Origin of the sequence: Paraburkholderia madseniana, from assembly GCF_009690905.1 — a bacterium.
In the GTDB taxonomy this organism is placed as follows: Bacteria; Pseudomonadota; Gammaproteobacteria; order Burkholderiales; family Burkholderiaceae; genus Paraburkholderia; species Paraburkholderia madseniana.
Window position 1 is genome coordinate 118,967 of the sequence record NZ_VOSW01000012.1, and the last position, 11,269, is coordinate 130,235.

At 61.1% G+C, this 11,269-nt stretch carries 9 protein-coding genes and 1 pseudogene; 4 read left to right on the forward strand and 6 right to left on the reverse strand.

Translation table 11 applies throughout. The features are described from left to right. Positions 1–106: 106 nt before the first annotated feature. Positions 107–2,653 carry a penicillin-binding protein 1A gene (locus FSO04_RS08875; RefSeq protein ID WP_168435616.1) on the forward strand — a complete coding sequence of 849 codons (2,547 nt, stop codon included), beginning with the start codon at positions 107–109 and terminating at the stop codon, positions 2,651–2,653. 40 nt (positions 2,654–2,693) lie between these two features. On the opposite strand, the gene FSO04_RS08880 is transcribed toward FSO04_RS08875, so the two are convergent. Further along, a complete protein-coding gene (locus FSO04_RS08880) occupies positions 2,694–3,812 on the reverse strand; it encodes a porin (RefSeq protein WP_154559320.1) in 1,119 nt (372 codons plus the stop codon). A gap of 399 nt (positions 3,813–4,211) precedes the next feature. Between FSO04_RS08880 and FSO04_RS08885 the strand changes: the two genes are divergently transcribed. Beyond that, positions 4,212–4,583, forward strand: coding sequence for a hypothetical protein (locus FSO04_RS08885; protein WP_154559321.1), 372 nt, complete (start codon positions 4,212–4,214; stop codon positions 4,581–4,583). A 51-nt stretch (positions 4,584–4,634) separates the two neighbouring features. Here the strand turns inward: FSO04_RS08885 and FSO04_RS08890 are convergent, their stop codons facing one another. The 5 genes and pseudogenes from FSO04_RS08890 to FSO04_RS08910 all read right to left on the reverse strand — a co-directional run. Then, positions 4,635–5,330, reverse strand: coding sequence for an FMN-dependent NADH-azoreductase (locus FSO04_RS08890; RefSeq protein ID WP_154559322.1), 696 nt, complete (start codon positions 5,328–5,330; stop codon positions 4,635–4,637). Positions 5,331–5,388: 58 nt separating this feature from the next. Further along, a complete protein-coding gene (locus tag FSO04_RS08895; protein WP_154559323.1) occupies positions 5,389–5,826 on the reverse strand; it encodes a carboxymuconolactone decarboxylase family protein in 438 nt (145 codons plus the stop codon). A 260-nt stretch (positions 5,827–6,086) separates the two neighbouring features. Further along, positions 6,087–7,022, reverse strand: coding sequence for an SMP-30/gluconolactonase/LRE family protein (locus tag FSO04_RS08900; RefSeq protein ID WP_168435617.1), 936 nt, complete (start codon positions 7,020–7,022; stop codon positions 6,087–6,089). A gap of 228 nt (positions 7,023–7,250) precedes the next feature. Further along, the gene (locus tag FSO04_RS08905; RefSeq protein WP_154559324.1) at positions 7,251–8,519 is read right to left on the reverse strand and encodes a threonine/serine exporter family protein; all 1,269 of its coding nucleotides are present in this window, start codon (positions 8,517–8,519) and stop codon (positions 7,251–7,253) included. A gap of 304 nt (positions 8,520–8,823) precedes the next feature. Continuing rightward, positions 8,824–9,379: pseudogene (locus FSO04_RS08910) on the reverse strand (IS5 family transposase); the annotation flags it as partial. Between the two features lie 212 nt (positions 9,380–9,591). Between FSO04_RS08910 and FSO04_RS08915 the strand changes: the two are divergent. Both FSO04_RS08915 and FSO04_RS08920 read left to right on the forward strand, forming a co-directional pair. Continuing rightward, the gene (locus FSO04_RS08915) at positions 9,592–10,239 is read left to right on the forward strand and encodes a TetR/AcrR family transcriptional regulator (RefSeq protein ID WP_154559325.1); all 648 of its coding nucleotides are present in this window, start codon (positions 9,592–9,594) and stop codon (positions 10,237–10,239) included. A 344-nt stretch (positions 10,240–10,583) separates the two neighbouring features. Next, on the forward strand, positions 10,584–11,219 hold the full coding sequence (locus FSO04_RS08920) for an NADPH-dependent FMN reductase (protein ID WP_154559326.1): 636 nt from the start codon (positions 10,584–10,586) through the stop codon (positions 11,217–11,219). Positions 11,220–11,269: the final 50 nt, after the last annotated feature.

The following is an 11,269-nucleotide window of genomic DNA, read 5'->3' on the forward strand; positions in this document are numbered from 1 at the left end:
TTTCTGCCTGTGCGCGGCGCCTGGGTTTGTCCATCTGCGACGCAAAAATCGGCCTTCGCTCAGCATCTTGGTAGGATTCAGCCTTTCCCAGCAGACGGTAGCAAGTGTGAAGCGCCTGATCACCTCATTCCTACAGACCCTTGAAAAAGGGCTAACCCTGGCGAACCAGCCCATCGTCCGGGGCTTCTGGCACCTGCGCCATCCCACGCTGCGCGGCGTGGCATGGGCCTGTGCCGCGATCCCGGTGCTGCTGGTTCTGTATGTGCTGATCCTGATTCCGTTCACGCCCAGCATCGGCGACATCCGCAAGGCGAAAATCGAGCAGCCGGCGCAGATTCTCTCGGCGGACGGCAAACTGCTGGCCGAATTCAAGCCCTCGAACCGCGAGTGGGTGAAACTCAAGGACATCTCGCCGAACGTGGCGAATGCGCTGATCGCCACGGAAGACCACCGCTTCTATCAGCATTTCGGGCTGGATTGGCGCCGCACGGCGTCCGCCGCGCTGCACACGTTTTCCGGCGATCGCCAGGGTGGTTCGACCATCACCCAGCAACTCGCCCGCAATCTTTATCCCGACGAGATCGGCCGCGCCCCCACGCTGACCCGCAAGATCAAGGAGGCGATTACGGCCTTCAAGATCGAGGCGCTCTACACCAAGGACGAGATCCTCGAGACCTACCTCAACACGGTGCCGTTCCTCTACAACGCCTATGGCATCGAGATGGCGGCGCGAACCTATTTCGACAAATCGGCCGGTGACCTGAATGTGCTGGAAAGCGCGACGCTCACCGGCATGCTCAAGGGCAATAGCTACTACAACCCGGTGCTCAACCCGGAACGCGCCTTGCAACGGCGCAACACGGTGCTGGCGCAAATGGTCAAGTACGGCAAGCTCACGCCCGCGGCCTACGCAACGCTTTCGCGCCGTTCCTTGCGCATCGATTTCGAGCGGCAAACCGAGCCGCCCGGACCCGCGCCGCACTTCGCGCAGCAACTGCGCAAGTGGCTCGCGGCATGGGCCGATCGCAACGACTACAACATCTATTCCGATGGCCTGGTGGTGCGGACCACCATCGATTCACGTTTGCAGACCATGGCCACTCAGGCCGTGACCTTGCAGGGCAACCAGTTGCAGGGCATCGCGAATTCGGCGTGGGGCACGCGCGCGAGTTGTGCGAATGGCCGCGACCTGCTGCAGACTTTCCTGCGCGAAACGCCCGACTATCGCGCCACAAAAGACGCCGGCCTGACGGATGACGACGCGATGAAGCGGGTCTCGTCCGACCGCGACCTGGTGAAGAGCGTGTGCGAGTCCAAGACCCGGGTGCAGGCGGATTTCCTCGCCATGGACCCGCGCAATGGCCAGATCAAGGCATGGGTCGGCAGCCGAGACTTCAGCCAGGACCCGTTCGACCACGTCCAGCAGGCGCGGCGTCAACCAGGTTCGACCTTTAAGCCGTTCGTCTACGCCGCAGCCTTCGAAGATGGCGCCAAACCCAGCGATACGTTTATCGACAAGCCCGTCGAAATTCCGCTGGCCGGCGGCGAAGTCTGGCGTCCGAGCGACGAGGACGAGCCGAGCGAGCGGGCTATCAGTCTGCGCGACGGCCTAGCTTATTCGCGCAACCGGATTACCGCCCAGTTGATGGAAACGGTCGGTCCCAACAAGGTCGCGAGACTGGCACGCGCCATGGGCGTGCGCGACAGCGAACTCGATCCGGTGCCGTCGCTCGCGCTCGGCACGAGCCCAGTGACGCTGAAAGAGATGGTCTCGGCCTACGGCACGATCGCCAACCTTGGCGGTTACGTCGAGCCGGTGATGGTCACCCGCATCGAAGACCGCAACGGCGAAGTGCTGGCCGAGTTCGAGCCGGCATCGCCCAAACAGGAGTTGCCGGCCGACGCCGCCCGTACCCTCGTCGATGTGATGCGCGACGTGGTGAGCAGGGGCACCGGTTCGAGCATTCGCAGCCGCTTCGGCGTGCGTGGCGATGTCGCGGGCAAGACGGGTACGACGCAGGGCAACGCGGACGGCTGGTTCATCCTGATCCAGCCGCAACTCGTGGCCGGGGCGTGGGTCGGCTTCAACGACAACCGGGTCACCTTGCGCAGCGACTATTGGGGCCAGGGGGCGCACAGCGCGTTGCCGATCGTCGGCGACTTTTTCCAGCGCGCGCAACGCTCGAAGCTGGTGGACAGTCGCGTCAGGTTCGCGACCGATCAGGAGCCGGGCTGGTTTGCGGAACGCTCGGGCAGGCTGCGCGAGTGGTTCCAGCATCTGTTTGCAGCGTCGCCCGGGAAGACGGAGGCGCCGGTTGGCACGCGCAATACGACGCGCCATGCGCCTGCTGTTGCCACAGCTACGGCTGTCGCTGCACCGGCATCCGCTGCATCGGTGGCATCGACATCCGTGGCGTCTGCAACCGCCGCGGATGTTGAACCGCGCGCGCTGCCGCCGCAGCCGCCGCTCCTTCAAGCACCGGCATCAACGGCTGCGCCTGCAAACAGGGCCGTCGACGGTGAGGTGCATGGCGGCGGCGAGCCGGCCCTGGCGCCGACGCCCACGCCGGACGACGTGTTGCCGCCGGATGCAGGCGGCGGCGCGGCAAACTCACTCCCAAGCGTGCCAGCGAGCGCGAGCGCATCGCCCTGAGGTTCGACCATGCCGCCCCACCCAGCGGCGGCGATTTGCCTTAGAACCGATGTGTCATGCCCACCGTTGCAAGAATCTGCTTGGTTCCGGGTGCGGTCACGGTCACGCCCGGCCAGCTCACCGTGGCGGTACCGTTGTTCTTCATGTAGCCCGCTCGCATGTACAAACTCGTACGTTGAGAGATCGAATGATCGACGCCCAGTTCGATGCTCGGCGTATTGTCATGCGCACCGCGCACGCTGCGCTGAACGCCCGCAATCGTGATCGTATCGGCCGGGGTTGCCTGAATCGTCGCGCCCAACTCCGCAATGCTTAGCGAATGGGCGGTGCCCAGGTGCGCGGCCAGCGACCCATGCGCCGGGTCCTGCGGGCGGTTGTAAGAATAGTTGAACTGGAAGTTCACGATACCGATCCGGTAAGCGAGCGCGCCGATGAAGTGCTCAGTGCCCAGCAGGCTCAGCGACGTGGGCAGGCCGGCGATGGTCACCTGTCCCGGATGCTGGTTCACGTAGGCAAGACCCGCGTAGAAACCGTAGCCCGAGTAAGTGGCCGCGACGTTCAGCATGTTGCCGGTCGTGGCCGGCACAGGCTGGCTCACCGTGGCAGAGAACGCATACATGCCGTACAACTTCAGGCCCTTCATATCCGGCGATTGATACATGATCGAATTGCTGGCGCGGCCGGAATCGTATTGCGTCGACAGCGTGTTCCGATCCACTGCGAGGACGTTGGCCGAAAACGGCGACAACACTTCGTTCGCGCGAAACGGATCGGACGGATAGATGACCCGGAAACTCGGCTCGTACTGGCGTCCCATGGTCAACGAGCCGTATTGGTCGTGGCTCAGGCCGACCCATGCCTGACGATAGAAGAGCGCCGACGTGTCGGCGAACAAGCCGCCGTTGTTCACGTTAAAGCCCGTTTCGACGGTGAACTGCGCCTTCAGGCCGCCGCCCAGGTCTTCAGTGCCCTTCAGGCCGAACAGGGAGCCCGTCGAGCCTCCGCTCTTTTCGGCATACGAATGAACGCCGCCGTTGTCCAGATACTGGATGTTCGAATCGACGACGCCGTACAAGGTCACGCTCGACTCGGCGGCCGCGGCGCCACCGGCGGCCAGAATCAGCCTGGCTCCGCAAACGCCATGGTTGATAAAACGCATGCATGTCTCCTCTTTTTATATCCGCCGGTTGCGGACTCGATTGCACAGTCTTTGCTGCGGAGTTAACGCGGGTGGGGTTCTCCGACCCGACTCCTGCGCGCCGCAAAATGGAATGACCGTGCTAATTTCGGTCAACTAGAGGAATAAAGCCAGTGCATTGTTCGTATGAGGAGAGTGCAGAAATTGCATGCAACAGAAGGGGCGCGGAAACAGGGCTCAGGCCCGCGGGGACGCGGTGTTTGTCTGTTGTGCCGCGGACTTGCGGAGCCCCTTCCTGGCGTGGACTGCCAGCGATTGTTCAGGCGTGTGCAACAGTGTTTTCAGGTGACGAAGCTGATCTCGCGCGCCTGATTGCGCATAATTTCGAGATTGGTAAACGGTTAAAAAATGTAGACGAATATGTTCAACCCTGTGTCAGATTCCGTGCTCGATCAGGAGCGGGCATCCGTAGTGCCGCAGCGCAGAAGCGCGTTGTCCAGGCGGGGGCGGGTGCTCATCGCGGCAGTGGCCGCGTGCGCCAGCCTGGTGGGATGCGCATCGACGACCGATGTTGTCGCAACCGACAAACCCGGCACATACACGGTAGCGGCGAGCGCCACCGGCGGGAAGATGGCCTGGGCGCGCGCGCATGAACACGCAATAAGCGAGGCGCGCGACTACTGCGAGCGTCGCGGCATGCAGAGCAGTGTCACGACTGAAACGGTGAGCGGCGTGCAGATGATGACCGAGCATGCGTCGTCAGTGAATTTCGAGTGTCATCCGAAGTTCTAGGGGAGACCGGCGAGTGCTACCGTCGCCGTCAGCGTACGAATTTTCATGCGATTACTCCTGGCTGAGTGCCATGACATCGTTGTTCAGTTCCGATGCCGAGGCCGGCTCCGACTTCGCCGGGTTGACCCAGTGCGCCGCCACCGCAGCGAGTTCGGTGCGCGCGCGTTCGAGTGCTTCGATCCGTGCGGCCTGATCCGAAAACTGCAACGGCTGCGCGTCGACAAAGGTCGGGTCCGCGACACCGAGAAATCCGAATGCGGCCTTAAGCGCCGGCGTCAGCGCATCCATCGACGAGTAGGGCGAGCCGGCGCGTAAGTCAGCACCACGACTCGTGATGAAAAGCACCTTTTGCCGCGCAAGCCGGCCTTCTATGCGCCCGTCGTCTGTGAATACGTAGGTCAGCCCGGTGCGCGTGATGCTGTCGACAAACGCCTTGAACACGGAGGGCATCGACCAGTTGTACATGGGCATGGCAAAGACCAACGCGTCGGCGTCGAGCAGGCGCTTGCACAGCGCATCCGATGCCGCCAGCGTCGCTTTCATGGCGGGCGTGCGCTCATCCAACGGCGTGTAGGTCGCGATGGCGAATGCTTCGCTCACATGCGGCGGCGTATCGACCGTGACGTCGAGGTAGTCGACCTCGATATCCAGACCTTCTTCACGCAGGCGCTCCAGAAAATGCTGGCTCAACGCGCGCGAGTTGGATCGCTCGCGTTTGGCGCTCGCGTCGACGTGCATGATTTTCATGACTTCGTTCCTTCAGGGTTATGCAGAAAGGGTTCGCAGGGGCGTGGCGACGGCGCGCTCAAGCCGGCATCTTGCGAAACGCGATCGCAAAGCGATTCCATGCGTTGATGGCGGAGATCAGCAGCGTCAGGTCGACCAGTTCTTCGTCGCTGAAATGCGGGCGTACGGCTTGCCACACGGCGTCGGGTACGTGTTCTTGCGACACCAGCGTGAGCGCTTCGGTCCATTCGAGCGCCGCGCGTTCACGGTCAGTGAAGAAGGGCGTTTCACGCCACACCACGACGGTGGCCAGACGCCGCTCGGATTCGCCGCCTTTGCGGGCGTCGGTGACGTGCATGTCGACGCAGAACGCGCAGCCGTTGATCTGCGAGGCGCGCAGACGGACCAGTTCGGTCAGCGATTTTTCGAGGGCCGATTTGCCGATGCGTTCTTCGACGCCGAGCATCGCCTTGATGGCAGCGGGGTTGGCTTTGTAGAAGTCGAGACGTTGTTCCATGATTCACTCCTTGGGGGTTGGACCCACGCCGTGGGTCGGTGAGTGAAGATTAGGCGTTCGACTGGTGTTATTAAATGACCGATTTTGTCTGTTTTTGGGTAGCCACTTTGTCCATGTATCGTGGGTGATGATTCCCGCGGAATCGTTCGCTTGCGTGGTGGCCTTCGCGATGAGCCAGCCGGGCGATGTCGGCCTGAACGAAATCCTGTTCAGGCCGACTAGTCAGGAGCCTTGAGCCGGGCGGTTCTGAGGGGTCCGACTCAGATGTCTTCCGCGTAGTCGATACCGGTCAGCACACCCAGATGAGCAACGGTGGTGAAATGCGCTTCTTGCTTCAGATCGATGTCCAACTCGCGCACGTTGCCGCCCAGATCGGTCACAAATGCGCGGCGCCCCCGGGAGTCGAGAGACACGCCAATCCCTTCTTTCAGCTCGCGGGCGAGCACCTGGCGATCAACCAGTCCGGACGCCGTGATTTTTGCGCGATTCAGTGTATTTCCGTCATGCGTATCGTCGCCACGATCCGTCCAGTAAAGCATGGTGTCGCGGTGATCGATATCGAGATCGATCGGCTCGGGCAGATCGGCCAGCAAACATTCGATATCCGGGCGTCTATCGGGTGTCGCACCAGGCGGCAGCTCGATGCCCGCCCTGAAGATGCGGCCCTCTCCGGCATCCGGCGCTCCCTTTTGCGTCCAGTAGACATGCCCGTTTGCCTTATCCAGGACGATGCCTACGCAATGGCGCTTCGCGTCGGCCGTATCCTCCGGGAAATTCCCGGTGCGAACGAGTTCCGTCACCTCCGTGCCGTCCAGCCGCGCACGCATGACTCGCATGCCTTCGCGATCGCACCAGTACAGGTGACCACCTTCCTTATCCAATACGATTTCCTTGGGCGTTCCGGCCATACCGGAAGGCACCAGCACCCGATGCCCGGTTCCGTCGAGCTTCGCGCTTTCGATCGTGCCGTCGTTCGGGGGAACTGCACCGGAAGCCGGATCGCCGTCGACCAGATGGATGCCGGTTCCCATGTTGGTCCAGTAGAGCATCTGGTTTTCAGCATCGACCTTGATGCCGTCGGGCGTGCGCGTGAGGTTCCCGAGAACGACCTCGTGTGAACCGTCCGGCGACAGAGCGATGATCGCCGGTGGACGTGCCTGCAGGACATACAGCGTACCGCCATTGTTCGTAGCCACAGTAAGTACCCTCCATCAGGTGTCGATAACCGTTGTCGTACTGGCGGAGTCGATTCGCAGACCCGCCGCTGCTGAACCAATCCCGACAGACTACCGTAGGTTGTGCGAGAACTTCGTGACCGTTTGTTGCTTCGAGCGAAAGGGACAATCACATGGTTGTCGCCCGGAAGCTGGCCGCTTTTCGGGTCAGGCAACAACCATCCGCCGCGGTTTGGGCTTGAAGGTCATTCAAAAGGCCGGGCGCGCCGTCGCGAACCGCGCAAACAGCATGCGAGGCAAAACCAATCCCACGGTCATGGCCAGGATGATCAGGAACGCCGTGGCGCCATTCGCGACGAGGGCCGGGACAAGGTCGGCCGACGCGCGCGGTCCGACGGCGACCAACTCAAGCAGCGTGCTTGCGGCGCGAAACAGGTAGAAGCCCGGCATCATCGAGACGACCGCAGAGAAGCCGACGGCGGCGAAGGGCAGGCGTAGGCGATCGACGAGCGGCGCAACGATGAGGCCCACCAGAAGACAGGCGAAGAACGCCGCCATCGCAGCGTTGGCGCTCAGGATCGAGACGAGCGCCCAGCGCGCGGCGTGCGCCAGCATACCGACGACGATTGGCAGGGGCAGCAGGCGCCACGGCATCGAAAAGAAAGTCCCGAAGCTCGCGACGGCGCATCCTGCGGCGAGGACATCGGCTGCGAAGGGCGCGGGCGCGGCCGCGGACATACCGGCCTGAAGGGCGCCGCCGCTGGCGGCCGTTCCGATCAGCAGGCCCGTACAGATCATCAGCACGATGAGACCGGCATAGGTCAGTCGTGCGACGCCCAGTGTGATCCGGGTGCGCGCAAGATCGATCGCACCGTTGAGGATATGCGGGCCGGGAACCAGCACCATGCAGGGGCAAAATGCGACGAGCGATTGCGCGTCTGACAGGTGGAGGCGACCTGCGACGGCACCGATTACGCCGGCGAGCGTGGCCGCGGTCAGCGGTTCGAGGAAAGGGTCGCTGCCAAGCTTCGCCTGCCAGCGACGCATAAGGGCCCCCGCGCCGGCGCTCAGGGCGATCAGCGCCAGGCTCGCCGCATCGTACACGCCGTAGATCACACCGAGAGACGCCGCGCCGATGGCCGCGAACAGAGCGAAGCGGAGTATCGCGACGGGTGGCATGCGCTCTGCCGCTACGAGCGCCGGGCGCGCGTCTGCGGTCGATATGGCGCCGTCGCAGACTTGATGCACGATTGTCTGGACGGCGAGTACCTTGCCCATGTCTACGCTTAGCGGCGCGGCCGGGACAATTTCCGAGAAGGCGGTGTGGTCAAGCTCGACCACGAGTTCGTCCCAGTGCGGCAACACCCTGACCGGTACGCCAAGGGTGCGCCCGAGTTGCTGCGCCGCGACGACCGTCCTTTCCGTGGTCTGCCCGTGCGTGAACAGGAGCGAGGCTGCCAATGAGACGGTGTCCACTTCGTCTATGGGGCCTTGGCGAGGGATGGCGTCTTTGTTCATGCCGCCTCAAAGGATTATGTCGGTCCGGATGTTCGGGATCGCGGCGCTGGATGCGCGTCGCGGCGTCACCATTAGCGTCAGCGTTGTTCAATATCCTTTGATAGTAGTGAGTGCGGCGCAGGGTGGCTATTACATAAAGCTGGAACGCTGGTGTCGTAAAGCGAGGGCGAAGCACGTCTGCGCGCACCAGGGGCTTCTCCAGACTATTACGAAGCTGGCAATGCAGCCCGTGCTTTCCGTCAACCTGACAACGCCCATTGTCTACGCGGCGCTGCGCGTTTCGCTGCGCCTCGTCAGTCCCTTATCCTTCATCGCGTGCAGCCTGTGCAGATTCTTCGCCCGTGTATCCCTGATCCGCAAATGCAACCTTGACGGTTTGTCCCGTTACCTGCTGGACCTGACGCGCAAGCTCTGCCACCTGAGCGCTCCTGTTCATCGGCCGGGGTTACGTGCACGGCCAGCAATTGCCCCAAGGTGTCCACCGCAATGTGGACCTTGCTGCCGCGTTTGCGCTTATAACCGTCATAGCCCGCACATGCGCCGCTCTCGCCGGTTGACTGCATCGTGCGCCTATCCAGAATGACGGCGCTGGGTTGCCCCCCGCCGTCCCTGTGCCACGCGTATTACCGAGCGCAGATCGCAGACCATGTTCTCAAAACAGCCCAGCGTTGGGTCTGCTGATACACCAACTCCCAAGGCGGGAAGTCATTGGGTAGCATCCGCTAGGGCGCACCGGCCCGCGCGATCCAGCGTAACGCATTAAACATGTCGCGCAGATCATATTTGCGCTGCGGCGTGGTGACGTTCATCAGTGTCAGATAGCGTTCCGCGAAGCTCCATTCTTTGTCGGACACATATATACCCGCGACCGTAAGCCGGCCGCGTTCTCACGACAAGTGCAGTCTTTCCGGATTTTGACCAGGACGCCCCAGCCGCGCGAACTGAAGCGCATCAGGGTGGGGCGCGTCAGGGTCGTGCCCCAATATAAAAATGAATGTGAATTCACTTTCATTTTAGATATCGGGCTGCTATAGTTGTCTGCATGGAAGTCGGATAGGTGGGTAGCGCAGACATGGCAATCGAACAGGCGGGGCGTTTTCGCGAAAGCACGAAGCGTAGTAAGACGGAAGCGGCAATCAAGGCTGCGGCCCGCCGCGTGTTGGCGCGAGACGGCTATCACAACGCGAAGATTAGTGATATCGCGGAAGAGGCGGGTAAAGCAATCGGCTCCTTTTACCAGTACTTCCGAAACAAAGAGGAACTGCTTCTGGCACTTGCTGAGGAATTCCGGATCGCAGTGCAAGACAATATTGGCGCCCCCAGCGGGATCGAACTGGACCCCTTTGACAATTTGCGCGCGGTGGTGCGTGCGTTCTGGCGGGCTTACCGCGAACACGGGGCGGTTGCCGTAGCGGTCTTTCAGGCCGCGATGGTGAACGAGTCGTTCGCGGACATGTGGCGGCAGATTCGTGCACAGGGCATCCGCATCGCCAGCCTTCGCATTCGCCTCGCGCAGCGTCGCGGTTATTGCCAGGGCGTTGATCCGGAAGTTGCAAGCTCGGTGCTTTGCTCGATGGTTGAATTCAGTTGCTACAACTGGGTTGTCGCAAATGGTGACCTGGAGTTGTTGAATCGAAACATTGATGACTCTGAGCTGGTTGAAACGCTAACGAAAATGGTAGTTGGGGCAATTCGATGGCGAGAAGATGCGGGTCACTGAACGCGGTCGACATTGAAAAGCAGTTGGAACTGATCGTTGGCGAGTACTTTGCGCAGTGACTCGGATGACGGTCGGATCCGTCTGAACTGACAATGTGAGGAAGCATTTTTGATGTAGTCCCTGTATGTTGATCGCGTGGGATCTCGCACGGGGAACAATGATTGGTTCGGTAATGATGTAATGATATGGATTCCTTATGTTTTATCCGTGGCGCGATGGAAGTGTGATGTGGCCTGAAGAACTTTCCGCTCCCATTTCTGGATGATGCCCGGTAATCAAGGCGAGTATGGCGAATCCGAGGGGCTATCTGTCCGTGCTTCCTCAGCAATTTCTGGAGATTTACGATGTCGTCCGAAGATAACTTTCGTCCCTTCATAGTTGGCCTCGGTGGTACGTCTACGCCGGGTTCATCTACTGAAAAATCGCTCAGGATCGCGATGTCCGCGGCCGAGAGTGCGGGGGCTGATGTACAGATGTTTGGGGGCGAAGTACTTGCATCGTTGCCCCACTATCTTGTGTCGAATGCCGCCGACAACCCATGCGCGGTCCTGCTTTTGAGAGCAATCAGGGCTGCCGACGGAGTGGTCATTGCCAGCCCTGGGTACCATGGAACGATTTCCGGACTCCTGAAAAATGCCATTGACTATCTTGAGGAGACGGCCAAGGATAGTCGCCCGTATCTGGAGGGTGTTCCAGTTGGTCTGATAGCAACGGCTTATGGCTGGCAGGCGACAGGCAGTACCTTGGTTACATTGCGGACAATTACCCATGCACTGCGTGGCTGGCCTACGCCGTTTGGAGCCGCGATCAATAGCTCGGGTGGAATCTTTGTGAACGATGAATGTATCGATTCCAAAGTAGCCGATTCTCTGGAAACGGTCGGCAGGCAAGTCGTGGAGTTTGCTCGGATGAAGAAGTTGGCCACACTGAAGAGTTCGGACAGATGGAATACAGATCCCGTCGAATATCGTGTTGGTTAGCGAAAGAGACGCGCTGATCTGCAATTAATAAACGCTGTCGAATATTATTA